Origin of the sequence: Shewanella oncorhynchi, from assembly GCF_012584455.1 — a bacterium.
Classification (GTDB): Bacteria; Pseudomonadota; Gammaproteobacteria; order Enterobacterales; family Shewanellaceae; genus Shewanella; species Shewanella oncorhynchi.
This window is the reverse complement of the sequence record NZ_JABAEB010000002.1, coordinates 14,546-37,074: the sequence shown is the minus strand read 5'-3', so window position 1 is coordinate 37,074 and position 22,529 is coordinate 14,546. Positions and strand designations below refer to the sequence as shown.

The window sequence follows — 22,529 nt, the reverse complement described above, 5'->3', positions numbered from 1 at the left end:
CCGTTATTGAACTTGGCCATCACTATTGCGATTGGCTTTTACTGCAACACTCAGAGCCAGCATTTTGCTGGCTCTTGTGATTTTTATGGCTGCCATGAGTCTCGTGACTTAGGCTGTCGATAATGGCGCAGTGGGGCTGATCGCCGCCTTGGCATTGGGTCACCATGTGCTGTAATTGCGCCCTAAGCTGCTGTAACTTATTGATTTGCTCTTCGACATAGGCAAGATGAGTTTGGGTCAGATGCTTAACGTCCTCGGCATTACGGCTTTCATTGCCCTTAAGACCAAGCAAGGATTTGCAATCCTCTAGGCTAAAACCTAAGTCGCGACATTGATGCACAAACTTAAGTGCTTCAATATCTTGATGGCGATAAACTCGATAACCCGCCTCATTGCGCTCGCCGCACACTAAACCAATATCATGGTAATAACGGATACTCTTAACACTTAAGCCCGTTTGTTTCGCGACTTCACCTATCTTCATTTTGACCTCTATTTTTCCAACTGAATGGTATCACCCATTTCGCCCAGCAATTAATTGTCGATGTGATCACATTGAGCAAATTCATCCTTGACTCTCCAGTGATGGGAGACTTTATCTTAGACCTATAGTGTGAAACATCAAGTGAGGGATCTCCCATGTCTATGACCAGACTCTATGTCGCCAATATGAATTGCGCTGGCTGCGTCGCAAAAATTGAAAAGGCGTTTGCCGCCCAAGCGGGCGTTGAAGCGCGTGTGAATCTCGCCGATAAGCAAGTGACGGTAGAAGGCAAGATGAGCGCTGATACCGCCTTGGCTGTGATGGCAAATGCGGGTTATCCGGCGCAGGTCGTTATTGATGCTAAAGTCGCCGCCGAAGAAAAACGCCTTGAAGATGCCGCCGAGTATCGACTGCGGATGCGCCAAGCTATAGCCGCGCTCGTTGTGGGTGTGCCCATGATGCTGTGGGGATTATTGGGCGGTGAAATGATGATCAACAGCCCAAATCTGCAGTTAGGTTGGGGCATCATGGGACTGGTCACTTTGGCTTTACTCATCACCACAGGCGGCCATTTTTATCAAGGAATGTGGCGGGCGCTCAAAGCCAAAACCACCAACATGGATACGCTGATTGTGCTGGGCACCAGTACCGCATGGGCCTATTCCATGTTGGTAGTCATTATGCCGAGCGCATTCCCTATGGATACCCGCCATGTGTACTTTGAGGCGAGTGTGATGATCTTAGGTTTGATTAACTTAGGTCATGGACTCGAACTCAAAGCGCGGGGCAAAACCAGCGAAGCGGTGCAGCGACTGCTCGGGTTGCAATCCACCACTGCGATTCGTATTACGGATAAGGGTGATGAAAAGGTTGAGATAAGTCAGTTGAAACTGGGCGATAAGCTGCGTTTGCGCCCCGGAGACAGAGTTGCCCTTGATGGTGAGGTCGAAACAGGACAATCCCTACTTGATGAAGCCATGCTCACAGGTGAGCCTATTCCCGTGCTTAAAAATCGCGGCGACAGTGTGAGTGCGGGCACAGTCAACGGCAATGGCAGCCTAGTTTACCGAGTGACGGCGGGGCAAGAAGATACCAAGCTCGCCAAAATCATTGCATTGGTGCAACAGGCACAAACGTCAAAATTACCCATAGGTCGATTGGCCGATAAGATCTCCGCGGTATTTGTCCCTACTGTGGTGGCGATAGCGCTACTGGCGGCGGCTATTTGGTATTTTGCAGGTCCAGCGCCCGCCTTAAGCCATGCGTTAGTGGTGCTGACGAGTGTGCTTATCATAGCGTGTCCCTGTGCGCTGGGGCTGGCTACGCCTATGTCTATCATGGTGGCTGTGGGCCGCGCAGCCCAAATGGGCGTGTTAGTTAAAAATGGCGAAGCGTTGCAAACCGCCAGTAAAGTTGACTGTGTGGTACTGGATAAAACCGGTACGGTCACCTTAGGTAAGCCGCAAGTCACTGACTTTGTATTAGTACAAACACTGAGTGATGCCGATAAAGAAACCTTGCTAGGCGAAATCGCAAGCCTTGAGCAGCACTCTGAGCATCCGTTAGCGGGGGCGATTGTCAGTTATGCCAAGGAATCACTGACTCAATTGCCCGACACACAGGCGTTTACGAACCATCAAGGTAAGGGGATTGAGGGCAAGGTCGATGGCGTATCGCTGGCGATAGGTAATCTCGCCTTGATGACGGCATTGAATATTGTCAATTCCGATGGCAGTGCCTTAGATCCTAACGCGACATTAAGTTTTGCGAACCAAGGTAAAACCCCGATTTATGTCGCTAAAGCGGGCAAGTTAGTGGCCACTATCGCACTTGCCGATCCGATTAAACCCGATGCCAAAGAAGCCATCGCGGCCATGCTGCAAAGGGGCATTCGCGTGGTGCTGTTAACGGGGGATAACCCACAAACGGCGCAGGCGGTGGCCGACCAAGTGGGCATCACCGAAGTGATTGCTGGTGTACTGCCCGAGCAAAAACAACAGCATGTGCTGGATTTACAAAAGCAAGGGCATGTGGTGGCTATGGTTGGGGATGGTATTAATGATGCGCCAGCTCTGATGAGCGCGGATGTGGGGATCGCGATGGGATCGGGCACTGAGGTGGCGATTGAAAGTGCGGACATCACCTTGCTGTCGCAGCAATTGATAGTGATTGCTAACTTATTGGCATTGTCGCGGGCGACGATTACCATTATTAAGCAGAATCTGTTCGGCGCCTTTGTGTATAACAGTTTGGGTATTCCGGTTGCGGCGGGCGTGCTTTATCCACTTACGGGCATGTTATTAAGCCCTGTGATTGCGGGTGCAGCCATGGCTTTGTCTTCACTGACTGTCGTCACGAACGCCAACCGCTTAAGACGACAGAAGTTATAAGCTGTCGATACCTAAGCTAACTTAAAATGTTGAAACGGGTATCTTGAGTTAGCTTAGGGCTATGTCCACATTAGCACTTACTGCATAAGCCTTTAGCGTCGGCAAGCTTTACGACGCTAAGGGTCATCAGATTGTCATTCTGCTCGAATACATTGAAAGCTAAGCCAATAGGGTAAAATCAATTACGCTTCTCATACAGGCATAGTGCGGCGATTTCGGCATTCCCTCTGGCTTTTGATCCGCCTTGGTAGTTGATAATTTAGCCCAAACTGCTATAGTGCCACGTTTATTTTTACCCCTTCGGCATAGCGTTATTTGGTTTATGCTTATTTAAAGCGGCGCCAGCGGGCTCGGCCAACATTACTCGATTTGGAAGTTCATTTTGATCACAACAGCAAATATCACCATGCAGTTCGGCGCTAAGCCACTGTTTGAAAACATCTCAGTTAAATTTGGCGGTGGTAACCGTTACGGTCTTATCGGCGCGAATGGCTGTGGTAAATCGACCTTCATGAAGATCCTGTGTGGTGATCTAGACCCTAGCAGCGGTAACGTCTCGTTAGATGTGAATGAGCGTCTGGGTAAACTAAGCCAGAACCAGTTCGGTTATGAAGAATTCAACCTGATCGATACCGTGATCATGGGCCACCGCGAACTGTGGAAGGTAAAGCAAGAACGTGACCGTATTTATTCTTTACCCGAAATGAGTGAAGAAGATGGCATTACCGTCGCCAACCTAGAGATGGATTTTGCTGAGATGGACGGTTATACCGCCGAATCCCGTGCAGGCGAATTACTGTTAGGTGTAGGTATCGGTATTGAAAGCCATTTTGGTTTGATGTCTGAAATCGCTCCGGGTTTAAAACTGCGTGTATTGTTAGCACAAGCCCTGTTCTCTGATCCAGACGTGCTGCTGCTTGACGAACCTACCAACAACTTGGACATCGACACTATCCGTTGGTTACAAGATATGTTGAACCAACGTAGCAGTACTATGGTTATCATTTCGCACGATAGATATTTTTTAAACTCAGTCTGTACTCATATGGCTGACTTAGACTACGGCGAACTGCGCGTTTACCCTGGTAACTACGACGAATACATGCAAGCAGCGACTCAAGCTCGCGAGCGTTTATTGTCTGATAATGCGAAGAAAAAAGCCCAGATCTCTGAACTGCAAACCTTCGTAGCACGCTTCTCGGCTAACGCTTCTAAGGCGAAACAAGCCACATCTCGTGCTCGTCAAATCGACAAGATTAAGTTAGATGAAGTAAAAGCCTCTAGCCGTGTGAACCCCTTCATTCGTTTCGAGCAAGAGAAGAAATTGTTCCGTAATGCCTTAGTGATTGAAAACCTAACGAAAGGCTACGACACTCCGTTATTCAAAGACTTAAACTTAATTGTTGAAGTGGGCGAGCGCATTGCGGTATTGGGTGAAAACGGCGTCGGTAAAACAACCCTGTTACGTACCCTGATCCATGACATCCCGCAGGATGCAGGTACTATCCAATGGTCTGAAAACGCTAACATTGGTTATTATGCACAGGATCATGAGTCTGATTTCGCTAACGAAATGACCTTGTTCGAGTGGATGAGCCAATGGCGCAAGCCAGAAGATGACGACCAATCGGTACGTGGCATCTTAGGCCGTATGTTGTTTGGCTCTGACGACATTAAAAAGTCAGTCAAAGTGCTGTCTGGTGGCGAGAAAGGTCGCATGTTATTCGGCAAGCTCATCATGCAAAAAGCCAACATTTTAGTGCTCGACGAACCGACCAACCACATGGATATGGAATCGATTGAATCACTGAACAACGCGCTGGAAATGTACGAAGGGACCTTGATTTTCGTGAGTCATGACCGTGCATTCGTATCGTCTCTGGCAAACCGTATCCTTGAAGTCACTCACTCAGGCGTGAATGATTTCAGAGGCACTTACGATGAGTTCCTTGCCAGCAAAGGCATTGAAGTCTAACGCTATTTGTTATTTAGCTGCATGTGTAAATACATGCATTTAAATACATGCATTTAAATACATGCATTTAAATACAGTGCAGCTAAATGCAACATCAATAAAAACGCCGCAATTCATTGCGGCGTTTTTGTATCCATTGGCTGTCTTTTTATCTAGCGATTAGCTTTTCGCCCACTCGATTTTAGTGCATTGGTGGCACTCGTTAGGGCGCTGACTCTTGCTGCACATAAATCAAATTGTCGGTATTAAAGCCGCGGGCTTTAGACATTTCAACAAACTTTTGCAGCACCTCGGGTGGCACAGTCGGGGTTTTAGCCAATAGCCACAAATAACCTGTGTCGGGTCCCGATATAAAAGCGTATTGATAGTTTTCATGATCTAATTCGAAGACCACATACGATCCATAAAATGGCCCAAAGAAGGAGACTTTCAAATAGCCTTCTGAATCCCCATTCACAAAATAGGCCTTTCCTTCGGCTTCTTTCCATTCGTCTTTAGCCGCGGAAAATCCACGGTTAATGACTCTAACACCGCCATCCTCTTTCAGGCTGTATTCTGCGCTAACTTGGCTTAAGCCTCTTTCGAATGAATGATCTAATCGTGCAATTTCGTACCATTTACCTAAGTATTTATTTAGCTCAAAATCATTCACGGGTTGAACCAGTTTAGGCATGCCTAAGCAACCGCTGAGCAAAAATATACTAATGACTAACAGTAGCTTTCTCAATTTGACCTCCTGATCTTAAGTCTTAGTCGCACGTCTTAAGTGCAATGTTCAATCAATCCTCTGTTGAGCTTACACTATTTTCTTCACATTATTTCAGCTACTTGGCAAAGTGTTGTTGGTTAGCCGCTCGTAATCAATACGTTGCGCTGACTGATAAAGCCTTGGCTAATGCCGGCCAGAAGAATTAAGCCGACACCGATTAATTGCATGGGACTCAAGGTTTCACCAAATATCCACCATGCTAACGTCACTACGATAACCGGTTCCACATAGGCGAGGGTGCCAAAAGTGACAGCAGGCAATTGGCGTAGGGCTTTTACCGCCAGCAAAATGGCTAAAAATCCGGGGAAGAATCCAATCGCAATTAACCAGCCCATTTGCGGCAAACTTGGCGTCAGCGGTGCATTTATCACTAAGGGCAGTAGGCACAAAGCGCCGACACTAAGCTGTACTAAAGTGCTTTGATAGGGCGAACTCAGACTAGGTTTTCGGTTGATTAACATAAAACCGCAGTAGGTTAATAAAGCGAGTAGGGCATAAAAATAGCCTAATAATTCAGTGTGATTGCTCGCTTGCTGCGGCCCTGTGGGGATCATTAACATAAAACCCATTAGTGCGACGACCACGCTTGCCATGCTTAAGCGGGTGAGTTTTTCGGCAAAGAAATAATGGGCGAAAATAGTCGACACCACAGGGGCTAAGTAAATAATCATGATCACTTTGGCCATTTGGGTGTACTGAATGGCTTCAATGTAAAACGCCATAAAGCCCGCGAGCATAGCGCCATTCACTAAGGTTCGTTTGCTGGGTTTATGGCGAATCTGATGGCCTTTACCTGTGAGCAGCATATAAGCCAATAGAAATAGGGCACCTAGCAGTAAGCGGTAGAAGGTAATATGCTCGGCGGGCAGGGCGGCAAAGCGCGCTAATACACCGATAGTGCCCATAAGAATGGCCGCCAATAGGGCAAAAATGATAGCTAAAGCTGAGCTTGGCATAGGCAACCTGTAACTGAAGAATTTAAGGGCGACACCGTCCTGTGGACGGCGTCGATTTTGCCTTAAAAACTCACCTTAGGCTATGTCGATGTATTAACTTAAATAATGCTTTTACGTGAACGGAAATGGTTAAAGCTATCTTGGCTGTAGGCCGCCTTAATCCGTTTTAACGCGGCGTAATTGTGGTCAAAGTACACATCTGTAGGAATGGCCTTATCTTTGAAACTGATAAAAGCGCCCGAGGTGTTGGGGATGTCATAGTTTCGGCTGGCATCAATCCAATCGAGTGCACGATTAATGCGGGTAAACACTTGGCTATCCTGCAATTGTTGCTTCTCTTGCAGGGCGTTATTCCACCAAGTTTGATATTGAATCGTGTATTGTCTGTCCTTGTAGGGGAAGGCGCTGCGGCTCTTTTGCTCTTCGCCCATAGTGCGATAATAATCACCAGTTATAGCGCCAAGGGTAACATAGGTAAATAGCCCCAATTGACGATTGCCTTCAAGCACATAGCGAGAGGTTAAGCTTTCAAGCAGTGGCTTATAACCGTCCCTCAGGCCCGTTTGATTCACTAAGCGCGAGGTGACTTTATGGGGCGCGGGTTCATCTACATCCGCTGGATTAGGTGAGCGGCTTATGCCTTGTAAGTCAGCTTGCAGATGATGAAAAGATTCCCTTTCCCAACTGGGCATTAGGTTTTCACCGTAGGCTTTGGTGAGTCCGCCCATACCCTCGATGCGAATATCATTGGGGACTAGGCCAAATTCATTAAATTGTGTCTGGATAAAGTGGTTTAGGCTGGCGGAATTGCCCTCCCAAAAACCATACATCAAGCAGTTATGCGTAATCGACTCAGTGTCTATGTCGGGTGTTTTGTGTTGTTCTACGGGTAAATGTTTGGCATTAATCTTGAGATTAGTGCCAATCAAACAGCCAGTGCTGTCGGCATTTATGATGGCTTCCCAGCGCTGTAAAATGTCTTTGGTTGGGGTGTGCTCAATGAGTTCATGGGTTTGTTTATCGTAGCAATTCCATTCTAATTCAAACTTGATAAGGCAAGGCGGTAGTGGAAAGGTTTGAACAAAAAAGCGGGTCACTATGCCGTAACTTAACCCACCGCCACCCTTGAGCGCCCAGAGTAACTCAGGTTTATTGGCAACAGAGACGACTTGGGTTTCACCAATGCCGAGGACGATTTCTGCCTGTAATAGGGATTCGCAGCACATGCCGTATTTGCGGGTCCAAGGTCCTGAGCCGCCTCCCATAATAAATCCCGCTAAGGCAACGCTGCCGCTCGTACTATGGGGGATCATCACGCCTTGTTTGGCAAGGGCTGTGGTGAGATTGATAAAACGATTACCTGGGCCAATGGCCGCAATACCTGTGATGGGATCTAAAGTGAGGCTATCCATCTTCAGCAGATCTAACACTACGGTATTCGTTTCAGTGCTTTCACCTTCGTGATCATTCCCACCCGAGCGCACGCTGATCGGCAAGTTATAATCGATGGCCGCTTTATAGGCGATTTTGACTTCTTCAGTTGACGTGCATTTGATGATCGCCAGTGGTTTTTTTTGTAATCTGCGGTTGAACAGTTGGCAAGCCTGTTGGTAGGCAATCATTTGTTTACCCGTGCTGACCGAGAGTTGCTGCTCACTATAATAATGGCCACCGGTAATAATATTATCGGCCGGAATGTGTGCGCGAACTTCATTGATGAAATTAACAAAGTTTTTGGCTTGAGTGATCACTAAGTTTTCACTAATACGCACTTCAGCACTTAATTCTTCTTCGGTCGATTGAATAATCAGACAATCCCGTTCGAGTTCATTTGCAACGGTGACTTTAATATTAGAGCGATAGGCTGTCAGCGATTTAAACACTTCAACATTGAGTGTAATATCCGCTTGATTACTCGCCGTGTAATTAACTAAATAACTAAAATTAGGCCAAGTGTTATAGTTACATTCAATAATATAGGCTCGGCGTTCGTGGGGTGGAATAATCTTAGGCAGTTGTTGATTATAAGTGTTGCTATCCGTAGTGGTTTTTATGAATTGATATTCAGTGTCATTAAATATGACCAGCAGCACTTTTTGTCTTTTAAGTGGGATAAAGTTTTCACCACGAATATTATGTGCATCTTGATGCTGGTAAATGTAAAGGTTATTTTCGCTAATCGATCTTTGTTGCGCTGGATTACGGTAATAGTCAACGATTTCAGTTCGGGTTAATAATCGATTAAGCAAGGTGATGCCAAATATTTCACCATCGAAATGTGTATCGCGATGATTCGGTAAAGACACGTTTTCAATTAAAAATTCATTGTCGGCAACCAGTGACAGGTTATTGAGTTGTGTATGGGTAATTTCACCATCCACATAACAACTGATTTCATGGTATTCATGGCAGATAGACAATAAGTGCCACTGACCGTCGTTAAGTCCACCTAAGGTTGATATTGCTTCAACCCGCAGTAAGGTGGTATTAATCACGCATTCAATATGCCCAAGTGAATTAATATCCACCGCGAAATAGGTATCTTCTCGATCGGTTTTATAATGGAACACACGCCCACCTGCGCTGGTTTTCAACCAACACTGGTAAGTGAATATGGCAAGGGGTGACGTGCTCACGGGTAAGCTTTTTTCAATCACTGCCCGTATATTTCTTGATGCCTCAAGCTTGTCCATATTCATGAGTCCTTTCGTGTGCTTTGCGTGTTTTCCTCAATGCGCTAAAGCGCCTACTGAGGTCATTCATCCCGTTGTTGATCCATCGCGGATAACTAAGCCGCGGGCAAATAAGTCGCCAATTAATAGGTATTAAAGCGATGTATTGATCCTGTCACGGCCATCAGCTTTGGCGCGATACAATGCGGTATCGGCGGCGCATAGCATGGCGAGTGAGGTACGGAACTGGCCATTAATTTCGCTCGCAATCCCTTGGCTCGCGCTCACAGAGACATAATCGCGCAGCCCTTGCTCGGTAAAGCGCAGGTCATTAATCCCTTGCTGCACTTTTTGGGCAATCGTTAGTGCCATTTTGGCATTGTGGCTTGGTAGAATTAGTGCGAATTCTTCGCCGCCGTAACGCGCTGCCAGGCCAACTTCTATCGGCACTATGTCAGCAATCACTTTGGCAATCTTTCGTAGACATTCGTCCCCTTGGATATGGCCGAATTGGTCGTTGAACACTTTGAAGTAATCCACATCGATAATCACCACGCTGATCGGGCGCAACTTACCTGTGCATTCTTCCCAATAGTGATGCAGCATTTCATCAAAATATCGGCGGTTCGCCAGCCCAGTCAGTGAATCTGTGGCGGCCAATTTACGTAGCTTTTGATTTTCCGCTTTGTGCTGCGTCAAATCGTGCATCATCATCACAAACAGAGGTTCATGGCTGGGGATGTAGGAAATGGAAAGCTCAACATCTTTTGCTTTGCCTGAGGCTGTAATGAGGGTGATTTCTTCGGCGGAGTGCTGCACTGGGATACCGCAATTTTTGCCTAATTTAATATCATTGCTCAGCAGATTGTCGTAGCGAGCTTGGTGGTGTTCAGTCAAAAAGTTGCGCCAATCTTGTCCCTTCAAACTGGCCTGCGGGCACGTCAGTAAGTCAGCACCTTTGCTATTGCTAAAGTAAATGTAACCTTGGGCATTGACGATAATCACCGGCTCAGTCAGATGCTGAATAAATTGTTGAATCGTTTCAATCGAGGCATGTTCGAAGAAGGTTAACGGCAACGAAGGTTCGACCAAGCCTTGCTGCGCAGTGCACTGTGAACCATTGCCTTCACCCACAAGTGATAATGGATGTTGTGAACGTGTCAGTTTAGGTGAGCTTGTCATTGTTATCATTCTCCGTGAACCTAATGTCATCTGCGCTAAGCGCTTTTCTGATGATGACTTTATTCTTCGCAAAGAAAAGATACCTTCTGCTTACCTTCCGATTTAATCTATTGTTTATAAAGGTTTTAAATTTACTCTTCTCACGGTAAATTCTCAGGTTTAGCTGAAACGTGCGAGGTTTTTGGGCATGGCTAAGTTGAAAGAGCGGTACCCATGAGTGGATTTTTGGCTATTAAGCGGCAAGCGCAAAGGATTTTAGTGTCTAAAGATGGTGGATAATGCTTTGATTTTATCGACAATCCAGTCACGTCTATGCTCATAACTGCGGCCTGTGAGTTTATCCTCACCGCACAGAAAAGCCCTTTTGACACAGCGATTTATCACATGATAGAAGGGCGTTGTATTAGCATCGATAAGCATTCTTCTGGCCGAGGTCATCATCCGCTCCAAACAGACGCAATCAAGATAATGTAAAGGCTAGTATAAGAGGGGATAAAGCACAAAAAGACATGGCTGTCCCCGCTTTTGCATTGAGCTCATTTCAGGAGGCGTTTATCTAGAAAATATATGGCTGTCCTGAAAGAATTGGCTGTCCTGAAAGAATTGTGAAAAAAAATTATTGGGTCAATAAAAGAAGGGACAGGGTAAGCTGTCCCCGATTTAATCTTTTAAATTAATTAGGTTTGTTAATAATCTGCGGATCAGGACTTAGTATTAGTAAGGTATTAGTTGTATTACTTAATACAAATTGGAACTTAGTGGTACCTGGAGTTCTATCGAGGTCAACAAGTTGTACTAACATACCATCGCTGCTAATGGTAACGGCATCGACTATTTCATCAAATGGAGTCACAAAGCCTACACCGACAAATTTTAAACCTTTACCTGTTTGGTCATTTAGCAGGTAGGTTACAGTACCAGCTTGAGTGACGGTGATATCACCTTGGCATTGTTGACCGTTGGCATCGGTATAGATAAATACAGGTTCACCATTTTCTAGATTAACATTGACTTTAATAAATTGAGCGGTACCTTGTGGTGTTATCATTTGATTATCCTTTTTTAAGTACAGTTATTGATTGTGTTATTTGTTCGGTTTTATTTTTTCAAGACAGTCTTCAGATTCTAAGTATGGCTTTATTATTTGAGGATTTTTATCTTTCTCTATTAAAGGTTGCAATAGTTTATTTGCTGTGTTGCATAACTCAAAGTTAGCATTTTTATTCCCCATTGCAAAATTAATTTTAGCGATTGTTAAATTAGTTTTTACAAGTCCAATGAGATAATCTTTCTCATCTGGGAATTTATTGGTTAGTTTTATAAAAATAACATTAGACTCTGCTATTTCTTCATGATTTTGGCTAATTTCATGATTGCTTATATTTTTATTTGCGATTGCTAAAAGGGCATTGGCGCGTAAATATTCTCTTTTAACTTCACTGGTTGAATTAAATTCAGTGTCCAGAGTGTCTAAAAGAGATTGAGATGTTTCTTTTACTCTAAAGTCATTAACTAAACTGTTTAAATGAAATATTTTGGTACGGACATGAAATAAGTCTCTTTTCCAAACTTCGTTTTCAGAATCCAAGGCTAGCGATTTCTCTATAATATTTTGTGCTAATAATAGCTTATCGAGCCCAGAAACAAGATCACCTTTATATTCCAGTAGCTCTGCTAATCTGCCTAAAGTGCTCGCTAGTCTATCGCGCATATAAGCGTCATTTTGATTTGGCGAGTTTAATAATTGGTCCTGTGTTTCTTCTTGAAATTTGATTGCCGTATCTATATCGCCAAGTGAGGTTAATGCACTGGCTAACCAAGAACGAGTATCCGCCACATCCGCAATCAACTGACTATCCTCAGGCGCTTTTGCCAAAGCCAGCAATTTAAGCCTTAGCGACTCTTCAAAATCTTGCTGCGCTTTGGCAAATTCCTGCTGTTTCATCGAAACTGAGCCCAAAGTGTTATGGGCATAAGACAGCTCCATCAGCGCATCTTTATCCTCTGGCGCAAGGGCGTACATGGTTTGGCTATAGGCCAAGTATTGCTCGAAAAAAGGGCGCGATGCCGCCCAATCACTCACATCATACTTAAGCTGGCCTAACCAAAAGGCATTGGCACCTAAGGTTTTCAGTAGGGCTAAGTTTTCCGGCTGCAATTCGAGCAGTGGCAACATTTTTTCTTGCGCGGCGAGTAATGCGCTGCGAGCTTCATCGATTTTATTGCGCGAATAGGCGACTTCGCCCATGGCCTCTAAGGTTTGGCCGTGTTGGAAACGGGCATCAAAGCTTAAGTACTTTTCATCGTCTGGGCTGGAGAAATCAGTGAAATATTCTAGCGCTTTATTGCTGATCCCATCGAGCAAGTCCATACGGCCTATGCCGCGCATCTTGTCGGCGAAGTCACCCACCATAAAGCCGAGCAAATCTTCGGCGGCGAGGCGTTTTTGCAGGGCAAGTTTTTCGGCTTCTATGCTGCGCACGCTCATAATGACGGAGGTTAAGGTGAGGACGCACAGCAGGGTGACGGTTAAGCGCCTAGTCCAGCGCAGCATATTGGCGCGTTTGGTGGAGGCTGCGATAAAGGCGGTTTCGGGATCGTCTAAATCGAATAACGGATTTTGGCTGAGGCTTTGGGCCTCTTTCAACGGCTTGCCGTCGGCGAGCAGATAAGCGCTGTGTTTGGCTTCGCTGAGCCAACGCTTGGATAAATGCTGTAGGCGACTCTTAATGCTTAAGCTGTCGTTATGCTCGCTAATCCAAGCCGTCGCCCGCGGCCAACGGCGTAAAAGTGCTTCGTGGGCGATGCTAAAACAGGGTTCTCCATTTTGCAGATGTGACACGAATAAGCGGCTATCGACCATGGCTTGCACTAGGGCGGTTTCGGCCGTGCTTTGCAGTTGTGACCAGCGAGCGGTGCGGCTGGTGATGGACTTTTCATCTTCGCGTAGGGTCACTAGCAGGGATAAAATCCGTGGTAGGCTGGCTTTTTCGGCATCGCTTAAATGGGAAATCGCTTGCTCGGCATTTTTGCCAATCGCCCCTTCAATACCGCCAAGTGCATGATAAACCGAGACTAATAACTTATCGTCGGCGCTACGTTGCAAATACAAGGCCTGCAGCGTGTATTGCAACATGGGCAACGCATCTGGGTTACTGGCCGCATCGCTGCAGAGCATTTCGTCGAGCGGCATCGCGGTGTCGCTGTCAACTTCCCAGCTTAAGTTGGCAGCCACTGCGGGCAGGCGGATCATTTGTAATAGCTCAGTGCGTGTTGGCGGCGCTAAGTCAAAGTGGGCGCCGCGGGCTTTACCCGCCATTAAGCTTGGGTAATTGACCAATAAAGGATAAAAATCGTTGCGACAGGCACTGATGATAATCACGGCTTTTGAGGTGGCGAGTTGTTCCAATAATTCTATGAACTGACTTCGTTCGGTATCGCTAAATAGCGGTGATGAGAGCAACACTTCTAATCGGTCGATAAACAAGGCAAAAAACGGATTGGAAAAGGGTTTAGCCTTGAGCGCTTGGGTGCACTGGTTGATCACGCTTTGGATATCTTCGACGAGTTGAATCGCCAGAGTCTCAGCGCTCATGCCTTCGAATACAGGGGTGTCGTTGATTTCCCAGTCGAGCATAGCACTGGCAAGATCGGTGAGTAGTTGTCCTTTACTCACATCGGCAAAATCTAAGCTGCTGAATGACGCGACACCAATGCCGTTATAGCCGTCGCCCTTCATTAAATTGGGCACAACACCCGCATTAATCAGAGAGGATTTACCGCTGCCACTTGGACCTAAGATCAGGCAGAAGGCACGGCCAAACAGGATTTGTTGGCTTATCCGGTTAAGCAAAGTGCTGATTTGTTCACTGCGGCCAAAAAATACCTCGGCATAATTAGCGCTATAGGCTTGCAGCCCCGGAAAGGGCGAGCCGCCTTGCCAACTCTGTGGGCTGGCGGTGGCTTGGTGTCCGATAGGAAAACGCACTTCGGCTAAGGTGCGATAGCCGCGTTTGCGTATGGTTTCTATATAGGTGGGATCGGTGGCGCTATCGCCTAATGCTCGACGTAGCTGATTGATAATCTTGTGTAGTGGATTGTCGCCGGTATCTACACTTGGCCAGCAGTGGCTGACTATTTCATCACTGCTGACGACTTCGCCCGCCCGTTGACAGAGAAATAGCAGCACATCCATCGCCTTGGGCTCAAGTTGTTTGACTTGTTTGCCAAGGAGCAGACTATTGGCGCTGGGATTGATTTGCCATTCACCAAAGAAAAATGTGCTGTCACTCATAACGATGTCCATTTATTGAGTATTGACCATGGCACGGTAAAAACTTGCGCTGTGAGTCACTCTTATTGTTATACGTATTGTTATAAAGATCTGTGCTTGTCATTCAAAGGTTTGACGTCAAGACCTTGACATTATGCCGTTGATGATTGTTATTTAAAAGGAATAACCCTTGATAATCAATGTAAATTTTATCAGGGTGAGGTGTGGTAAATAGTCTTTGGCTTGTCATTTTTCTGTCAACAGTTTGTGCTTTGCGCTAGATGTTAAATAAGGTGATGGCTTTTAGGTGTAGATTGCAAAAGATCAACAATAAAAAAGTGCCCGTGATTGGGCACTTTGTATTAGAGAGGAACTTAAGGATAACAAGCCTGACTTATCTGTACCTTAAGTTAAGTATCTTAACGTTAGCCCCTTAACATTGGTCCCTTTGGATTAGCGCGATAAGGTTAGTGCTTTGGCTTGATAGCTTAATCTGGCCATTTGACCTTGATCTTGCAGTTCTAATTCATTGAGTTCGAAGGGCGGCTGTAAACCCGAGGCTTGGATAAGCTTAGGATCTAACATCAGCTTTAACTTCGGCGACTCTGGGGTCAGCCAATTGGCCGCTTGGGTGCGTAGAATCGCTACCTTTTGACCTTCGGCATTGGTGCCCGTTAACGTGCCACTTAAGCCAAAACGTCCCGCCTCGGCGACAGTTAACTCAAAGTTGATTTGGTTAGGCAGGCCTTTATCCCAAACCGTGAGCACTTCGGGCTTGATGCTCGCCGAATTGACATAGGACTTAAAGACAGATTTGACCGTGCGCTGCACCGGTCGGCCATCGACTTGGGTTTGCACTGTGATTTCAATTTCACTGAAACCTGCATTGCTGCTCGAAAGTGCGACGCCCGCGGGGATCACCGCTTGCCATGCCTCCCCTTGTTTTACCATCGCCAGCGGTTGCATATTGCCATCGGCTTGTTTGAGTTTTGCCTGTGGTACAAAGGTGTTATCACTTTGGCTGAGAGCGAGTTCAAGCCCAAGGTTTTGCGCATCCGCCGCGATGGCGGTGGGGGCTTTGACGCTCAGTTGATAGGGCGAGCCTTTTTCCTTCACATTGACTAAGTAGCTGGCGCTCGGTGTTAACGGCTGGCTAACCTGTAGGCGATATTCGCCCGGTGTGGCCTTCGCCGACATTTGCAGCGCACTGGAATCATCGGTTAATCCTGCGCTAGCAAGGGCATCGGCGTTGGCCATCGATTTGACCAATGACTCATTGGTGTTTATCCCACTGCTGTTGGCCGCTTTGCCTTGGGGTGACTGATTAGGGCTAACGCGCTGAATTTGTACGCGCTCAGGGGCGATGACCTCGGCGTGCATCAAAGTACCAGAGCTGGTATCGCCCCGAGGTGCAATGCGCACTAAGCTCGACGCTTGGCTCATGGTGAGGCCCACGCCCGCATTAAGCTGTGCGCCTGTTACATTGACCCAATACTCGTCACTTTGGCTGGCTTGCTCAAGCTTAAGCATACTCGCTTGATACTCACCGTACAGCGGGGTGATAAAGCTAATGTAATCCGTACTGGTATTGATGGGCGTGAGTGTTGGGCTGGCAATATTGCTATCGACGAGATCGGTATCGCTCGGCGCAGCTAAGGTTAATCCTTTGGCGTACATAGGGCTGGTATTGGTTTTGGGATCTATGGGTGTGGCTTCATCTTGGCAGGCTGCAAGCAGTCCGCTTAGCGCCAAGACACTGGCAAGTTTGCTGAGTGTGTGCATCTTAGTGCTCCTTAAATGTGGTTGCGGATCAGCGTGTCTAAATTGAAACACGTACGACGGCTCTGCTGATGGCTTAAGGGCTCTTGGCCACGGGTCTTTTGTTTATCAATAAACCATACAGTGCCAGCCGCCTTTTGTGAGCTGCAATTTAAGAAGCCGTCGGAGCAGCTATCGAGCCAGTTTTGGGTGGTTTCGAGCGCGACTTGGTATTGATAACCCGCGCAGTAACTGTCGCTGTCCCAAATGGCGGAATCAACATCTGAGCCCACCACGACTTCGAAGGGTTTACCCAGCGATGGGCGACCCGCTGTGCCATTAAGCCAAGCGTTGTTGTAGTTTGCCATCCAACCGACTTGCTGTTGTTTCACCGCATTGCTGTCATAGCCTAAGAGCCAGCCTAAGCTGGTTTCGAACACATTACCTTGGTTCACCGCATCGGCCAGCGGCGTACCAGCACTGGAAGGCGCGATGGCGATAACCTTTGAGGTGGCGTTGATCACTGCAGGATAACGGCTGTCCCACGTTGGGTTAGATAAAATCCACCGCACTACGTTGCCACCATTGGAGTGGGTCAGCAGAATTAAGTCGTCGATATTTTTGGCTTGGATAAAGCTATTAAGCTGCGTGGCCAGACAACCTGCGGCGCTTTCTTCCCACATATATTGGTCAAAGTCGCAGTTGATCACTGTGTAATTGTTTGGCACTGGGATGCCTTGGCGCACTGAGTTAACAAATTCGGGCGTCCAGTAATCGGCTAAGGCATTGGTCTGGTGACCCGTACCATGGATAAAGGCGACTCCGGTTGCGGCTAACGTGACTGGGCTGACAGCGAACAGACCCAAGAGCATGAGGGCTTTTTTGATCTTCATGGCTATATCTCGTGTTGTTGGTCTTGTTGATTGTGGCCGCCAGTCCGTTGCGACAGTTCAGGGCAAGTCAGTTAATGCAGGATTTGCCGTAAATAAGCTTGAAATCGGCTGGCATGGCTCGGTTTATAGGCGCTCAAGCGCGGGTTACTCATTTTGGGTAAAACATGACTTAAGGCCTGAATACGACGGGATAGCGTGAATGCGCTAGTTTACGTTGGCATCAAATGTGATTGCCGTAACTTAGCCATTATCAACAGGACTTAACTCAAGCTTATTAACCTAGACGCAACATTTTAAGCTGGCAAGTAAAACAATCATTATAAAATGCAATCGCAGGGTCGCATTTTGAACGGTTCGTTTTAATGTCAAACAAAAGGCTGGCAACCTGATGATAAGCAATGTCTAATAAACTAAGTTGTGTTTTATCGTGTTTGAAATAGCGATTTGCTTACACAAAAGAATTTTCTGTGACACCCACTTAGCGTTTGAATTAATCGGTTTATCGTTCTGTATATAAAGGTTTTTTTTGTGATAAATAATTCAAACTCGTTCATTTACTCTGGGATATGGGTATCACTTTAGTGCATTTAAAGACTAAACCGATTAGGCTGAGCTGAGGTAAAGTGGGATAAACGGGATAAGAACCAACATTGCCGAGATGATATTCTTCTTATCTTAATCAGTCATCTGAGCCATGGATTGACTGGGAGTAGAAAAAGTAGCGCGATATGGGCAGGTTTAATCTAAATAGACAACAAACACGGGAGAATAAGTTTGGCGATAGAACATAATAAGATGGTGAGTTGCTTAAGTGGACTGCAATGTCGCACTAATTTCACCATAAAAAACATTACTGAATACATGCTCCCAGAAACCAAAGAGGCTTTCTATTTACACCTCGACGGTAAATCACCAAACTTGATTATTCGTCCCGCATTCGAAGTCTTTTCCGGCGAACTTGCCACTATTGCAGGCGTGCATGCCAAATACGACTATTTCCACAATGCCGAGATGACACGTTTCCCCAAACGTTTACATAAGAGTTTGACCGAAACCCACTATGGCCTTGCCTTTAGTTTTGACACAGTTGAAGCCGTACAGCAATTCATTACCCGTTTGAGTGCGATAGTGAAAGGCACATAAACTTTTACTGTATAAATCTTTAATAGAAGGCCGCTTAATTTTTCGATTGAACGGTACTCAAATTTTAGCACTTGCAGTGCTAGGGTTAAATTCCTCAATATCAATGAAAATGAGGAATTTAACTGCTGCCTTTTTACGCGGCTTTTCAGTATATTCATCAATAGATGAATTTTGCTGGAGCTTGCCATGTCGCTTATTCCCGGTCGCCCAAAGGGGGTTGTGCCATTTACCGCCCAAACTGAATCACAGCCGCAGACTCCTGGTCGTCCGAAAGGGGATTCCGATGCCCGCCAACGCTTAATTATCGCAGCCCTAAGTCTCTTCAGTCATCGCAGTTATCCCAGCGTTTCTACCCGTGAAATTGCCCGCGAAGCCGAGGTTGATGCCGCACTTATTCGTTATTATTTTGGTTCAAAAGCGGGCTTGTTCGAACAAATGGTGCGGGAAACCCTTGAACCCGTATTAGCGCGTTTTCGCGAAATATCCGCTGCGGATGCCCCAAATAACTTGGGTGAACTTATGCAGACATATTATCGCGTTATGGCACCTAACCTGGGATTGCCACGGTTGATTATACGGGTGTTACAGGAAGGCGATGGCTCAGAACCCTATCGCATTATGTTGTCTGTTTTTGAGCAAATTTTATCCCTCTCGCGGCAATGGCTCGAATCCACATTAGTCAATGCGGGGCTATTGAAAGAGGGATTAGATCCCGATTTAGCACGCCTCAGTTTCGTGAGTCTGATGGTCTTTCCGCTTATTGCGCCCCCGGTGTTAATGCGTCAGTTCGGCTTTTTTAGTGCTGATGCTGATGGTTTACAGCGTTTAGCGCTGCACAATATGCAGGTTTTTACCCAAGGTGTACTGCGTGAACCGAGGAAGTCGTAATGAGTGTGAATTTTAAAATTCTGACGCACGTGAGTGTGGGTTGTGTGATCTTGCTATTAGTCGGCTGCACCGAAGCGCCGCCCAGAGTGCTTGGCACTGTCGAGCGGGACAGGCTGACGCTTACCGCGCCCGTAGGTGAGTTGATTACTCAAGTGAATGTGGTTGAAGGTCAAAAGGTTAAGGCGGGAGAGGTGTTAATTCAGCTCGATACAACCTCTGCCAATGCGCGCCTCGCCCTGCGCCAAGCCGAGCTTGAACAGGCTAAAGCTAAACTTTCTGAGGCGGTCACAGGTGCGCGTTTAGAGGATATAGAACGCGCCAAGGCCGTGCTCGACGGGGCAAATGCCAGCGTGAAAGAGGCTCAGCGAGCCTTTGAACGAACAAACCGTTTATTTGTCACTAAAGTACTTAGCCAAGCGGATTTAGATACCGCCCGTGCGGCGCGGGATACCAGTTTCGCTAAACAAGCTGAGGCGCAGCAAAGTCTGCGATTGCTAGAAAATGGCACCCGTAGCGAGCAGCTAGAGCAGGCCAAAGCGGCGGTGGCTGCAGCTCGCGCCAGTGTAGCCATCGAACAAAAAGCCTTAGCAGACTTGAGCTTAGTGGCGGCGCGTGATGCCGTTGTCGATACGTTGCCTTGGCGAGTCGGCGATCGCATTGCCGCAGGCACTCAGTTGATTGGTTTACTGGCGAGCGATAATCCCTATGTACGGGTTTACCTGCCCGCGACTTGGTTAGACAGAGTGAAGGCGGGTGATAGCGTCAATATTCTTGTGGATGGCCGCGAGATACCGATTGCTGGCACTGTGCGCAATATTCGCAGTCAACCTGCTTACACGCCATTTTATGCGCTAAATGAACGTGATCGAGCGCGGCTGATGTATTTGACCGATATTACTATTTCCGCCACAGATCAGGACCTACCTACTGGCATGGCATTAGAAGTTGAACTCGATGTGCTGCAAGGAGTGCAGCCAAAAGTGGATCAGCCATGAAAAGCGCTGATTTTGCTATCGAGACCCAAGGGATGACCCGCGCCTTTGGCGGAGTCAATGCGGTGGAAAACCTCGACCTCGCCATTCCCAAGGGAACCATTTATGGGTTTCTCGGCCCCAATGGCTGCGGGAAATCGACTTCAATTCGCATGTTAACTGGGTTGCTGAGTCCAACATCGGGGAATATTCGTGTTTTGGGTGAAACCTTACCCGGTGCCGAGGAAAAACTGCGTCGCCGCATTGGCTACATGACGCAAAAATTCTCCCTGTACGACAATCTTTCTGTGCGGGAAAACTTAGAGTTTGTCGCGCAAATTTATGGCCTTAACCGCCGAGCATCAAAGCTGCGAATAGCCGAGTTAGTCACGCTATACGATTTAGTTGGCCGTGAGAAACAAATGGCGGGCTCCATGAGTGGCGGCCAGAAACAGCGTTTAGCCTTAGCGGCAGCGACCTTACATCACCCCGAATTGTTGTTTCTCGATGAGCCGACATCGGCGGTCGATCCTGAAAATCGACGCGAGTTTTGGGAACGCTTATTCGATCTCTGTGCCCAAGGCACCACGATACTTGTGTCGACTCACTATATGGATGAGGCCGAGCGTTGCCATGGTCTTGCGATTTTAGAGCGGGGGATAAAACGCGCCGACGGTTCACCCCAGCAGCTGATGGCGGCGATGGGGGCTCGGGTGGTTGAGATCTCAGGGGATGACTTACGCACTTTAAAACAATCACTGATCAGCGAGTCTGCGGTATTGTCGGCGGCGCAAATCGGCAGTCGTTTGCGGGTGTTAGTGCGCAGCGATATTGAAGATCCGCTTGCTTGGCTTAAACCAAGGGTTGCCAGCCGGACGATGGAAGAAGTGCGCGCTAGCCTTGAGGATGTGTTTGTCACTTGCACCGGCGAGCGCTTGGCTGGGGTTTCCAAGGGAGAGACTGACCATGTGGCGTAGGATTTTTGCGATTGTGGTCAAAGAGCTGCGGCAGTTGTCGCGGGATCGCATGACCTTTGGCATGATAGTCATGATCCCGTTAGTGCAACTGATGTTGTTTGGTTATGCCATCAATACCGATGCTCGCCATCTGCCTGCTGGGTTAGTTAATTTGAGTGATTCTGCCTACAGTCGCGCACTGGTTAAGGCGGTGGAAGCAACGCAGGTCGTAGATTTTAAACAGCGTTATTTAAGTGCTGCCGAGGCTGAGGCGGCGATCACTCGCGGCGAAGTCAAAGCCGTGCTGTATTTGCCCGCCGATCTTGATGAGCGCTTAGTGCGTCACCCAAGCTTTGTGGGTCAGCAATATTTAGCCCAGTCCTATATCGCACAACCCGCTGGCCAATGGCTGGTGGATGGTTCAGATACGGTTGTCGCTTCAACTATTCGTAGCCTAAGGCAAATGCCACTGGATGAAGTCGCAGGAAGAGCACTAAAAACGGCGATACCGAGTTTTGAAGTGGTGCAATATTTCAACCCAGAACAACGTTCTGTGGTCAACATAGTGCCCGGCCTGTTGGGGGTGATTTTGACTATGACCATGGTGATGTTTACTTCCGCCGCCATAGTGCGTGAGCGCGAGCAGGGCAATATGGAGTTTTTGATCACTACGCCTGTGCGGCCACTGGAGTTGATGCTGGGTAAAATCGTGCCCTATGTGATGGTTGGCTTTGTGCAAGTGACCATTATCCTGAGCGCAGGGCATCTGTTGTTCGATGTGCCCATTCGCGGCGGGCTTGATTCCATCGCCCTTGCTGCTATGTTGTTCATTTGCGCCAGTTTAACCTTAGGATTAGTGATTTCGACCATAGCGAAAACCCAGTTGCAATCGATGCAGATGACGGTATTTATCCTGCTGCCATCGATTCTCTTGTCGGGATTTATGTTCCCCTACGAAGCCATGCCTATCGCGGCGCAGTGGATTGCCGAAGCCTTACCTGCAACCCATTTTATGCGCATGTCACGGGCCATAGTGCTGCGCGATGCCCAAGTGATGGATCTGCAATTTGATGCCCTGTGGATGATAGGTTTTACCTGTATCGGGCTATTTATCGCCAGTATGAGATTTTCGAAGCGCTTGGATTAACCCTGTACTGAGTTTCATCATCAAGGGCAAAGTGCCGAGTTTTGATATAGCGCAAACTATAGATAAACAGTC

General features: G+C 47.2%; 17 protein-coding genes. 8 read left to right on the top strand and 9 right to left on the bottom strand.

Annotation, left to right across the window (positions count from 1 at the left end; genetic code table 11):
* Positions 1 to 22: 22 nt before the first annotated feature.
* Positions 23 to 484 carry a MerR family DNA-binding protein gene (locus tag HGO26_RS02545; RefSeq protein WP_247651451.1) on the bottom strand — a complete coding sequence of 154 codons (462 nt, stop codon included), beginning with the start codon at positions 482 to 484 and terminating at the stop codon, positions 23 to 25.
* A gap of 155 nt (positions 485 to 639) precedes the next feature.
* On the opposite strand from HGO26_RS02545, the gene HGO26_RS02540 reads away from it, so the two are divergent.
* Complete coding sequence (locus HGO26_RS02540) at positions 640 to 2,874, top strand: heavy metal translocating P-type ATPase (RefSeq protein ID WP_168823134.1); 2,235 nt, start codon at positions 640 to 642, stop codon at positions 2,872 to 2,874.
* A 382-nt stretch (positions 2,875 to 3,256) separates the two neighbouring features.
* On the top strand, positions 3,257 to 4,849 hold the full coding sequence (locus HGO26_RS02535) for an ABC-F family ATPase (RefSeq protein WP_081729050.1): 1,593 nt from the start codon (positions 3,257 to 3,259) through the stop codon (positions 4,847 to 4,849).
* A 202-nt stretch (positions 4,850 to 5,051) separates the two neighbouring features.
* Here the strand turns inward: HGO26_RS02535 and HGO26_RS02530 are convergent, their stop codons facing one another.
* The 8 genes from HGO26_RS02530 to HGO26_RS02490 form a co-directional block, all read right to left on the bottom strand.
* Positions 5,052 to 5,576 carry a lipocalin family protein gene (locus HGO26_RS02530; protein ID WP_168823132.1) on the bottom strand — a complete coding sequence of 175 codons (525 nt, stop codon included), beginning with the start codon at positions 5,574 to 5,576 and terminating at the stop codon, positions 5,052 to 5,054.
* Between the two features lie 119 nt (positions 5,577 to 5,695).
* The gene (locus HGO26_RS02525; protein ID WP_168823130.1) at positions 5,696 to 6,574 is read right to left on the bottom strand and encodes a DMT family transporter; all 879 of its coding nucleotides are present in this window, start codon (positions 6,572 to 6,574) and stop codon (positions 5,696 to 5,698) included.
* Between the two features lie 98 nt (positions 6,575 to 6,672).
* Positions 6,673 to 9,267 carry an FAD-binding oxidoreductase gene (locus HGO26_RS02520; RefSeq protein ID WP_168823128.1) on the bottom strand — a complete coding sequence of 865 codons (2,595 nt, stop codon included), beginning with the start codon at positions 9,265 to 9,267 and terminating at the stop codon, positions 6,673 to 6,675.
* A 132-nt stretch (positions 9,268 to 9,399) separates the two neighbouring features.
* The gene (locus HGO26_RS02515) at positions 9,400 to 10,428 is read right to left on the bottom strand and encodes a sensor domain-containing diguanylate cyclase (RefSeq protein WP_168823125.1); all 1,029 of its coding nucleotides are present in this window, start codon (positions 10,426 to 10,428) and stop codon (positions 9,400 to 9,402) included.
* Positions 10,429 to 11,101: 673 nt separating this feature from the next.
* Positions 11,102 to 11,476, bottom strand: a complete 375-nt coding sequence (locus HGO26_RS02505) for a DP-EP family protein (RefSeq protein ID WP_168823123.1) — start codon at positions 11,474 to 11,476, stop codon at positions 11,102 to 11,104.
* Positions 11,477 to 11,512: 36 nt separating this feature from the next.
* Positions 11,513 to 14,722, bottom strand: coding sequence for an nSTAND1 domain-containing NTPase (locus tag HGO26_RS02500; protein ID WP_168823121.1), 3,210 nt, complete (start codon positions 14,720 to 14,722; stop codon positions 11,513 to 11,515).
* A 432-nt stretch (positions 14,723 to 15,154) separates the two neighbouring features.
* The gene (locus HGO26_RS02495) at positions 15,155 to 16,483 is read right to left on the bottom strand and encodes a DUF4785 domain-containing protein (protein ID WP_168823119.1); all 1,329 of its coding nucleotides are present in this window, start codon (positions 16,481 to 16,483) and stop codon (positions 15,155 to 15,157) included.
* Positions 16,484 to 16,494: 11 nt separating this feature from the next.
* Positions 16,495 to 17,352, bottom strand: coding sequence for a lipase family protein (locus HGO26_RS02490; protein ID WP_168823117.1), 858 nt, complete (start codon positions 17,350 to 17,352; stop codon positions 16,495 to 16,497).
* On the opposite strand from HGO26_RS02490, the gene HGO26_RS02485 reads away from it, so the two are divergent.
* From HGO26_RS02485 to HGO26_RS02460, 6 genes are all read left to right on the top strand, one after another.
* Positions 17,351 to 17,551 (top strand): hypothetical protein, encoded by a 201-nt coding sequence (locus HGO26_RS02485; RefSeq protein ID WP_168823115.1) that lies wholly within the window; start codon positions 17,351 to 17,353, stop codon positions 17,549 to 17,551. The two genes, HGO26_RS02490 and HGO26_RS02485, sit on opposite strands and share 2 nt — an antisense overlap.
* 596 nt (positions 17,552 to 18,147) lie before the next feature.
* Positions 18,148 to 18,495, top strand: coding sequence for a hypothetical protein (locus HGO26_RS02480; protein WP_105249687.1), 348 nt, complete (start codon positions 18,148 to 18,150; stop codon positions 18,493 to 18,495).
* A gap of 186 nt (positions 18,496 to 18,681) precedes the next feature.
* Positions 18,682 to 19,383 carry a TetR/AcrR family transcriptional regulator gene (locus HGO26_RS02475; protein ID WP_168823112.1) on the top strand — a complete coding sequence of 234 codons (702 nt, stop codon included), beginning with the start codon at positions 18,682 to 18,684 and terminating at the stop codon, positions 19,381 to 19,383.
* Positions 19,383 to 20,378, top strand: a complete 996-nt coding sequence (locus tag HGO26_RS02470) for an HlyD family secretion protein (protein WP_168823110.1) — start codon at positions 19,383 to 19,385, stop codon at positions 20,376 to 20,378. Before HGO26_RS02475 ends, HGO26_RS02470 begins: the two co-directional genes overlap by 1 nt.
* A complete protein-coding gene (locus HGO26_RS02465) occupies positions 20,375 to 21,331 on the top strand; it encodes an ABC transporter ATP-binding protein (RefSeq protein ID WP_168823108.1) in 957 nt (318 codons plus the stop codon). Before HGO26_RS02470 ends, HGO26_RS02465 begins: the two co-directional genes overlap by 4 nt.
* The gene (locus HGO26_RS02460; RefSeq protein WP_168823106.1) at positions 21,321 to 22,457 is read left to right on the top strand and encodes an ABC transporter permease; all 1,137 of its coding nucleotides are present in this window, start codon (positions 21,321 to 21,323) and stop codon (positions 22,455 to 22,457) included. Before HGO26_RS02465 ends, HGO26_RS02460 begins: the two co-directional genes overlap by 11 nt.
* Positions 22,458 to 22,529 lie beyond the last annotated feature (72 nt).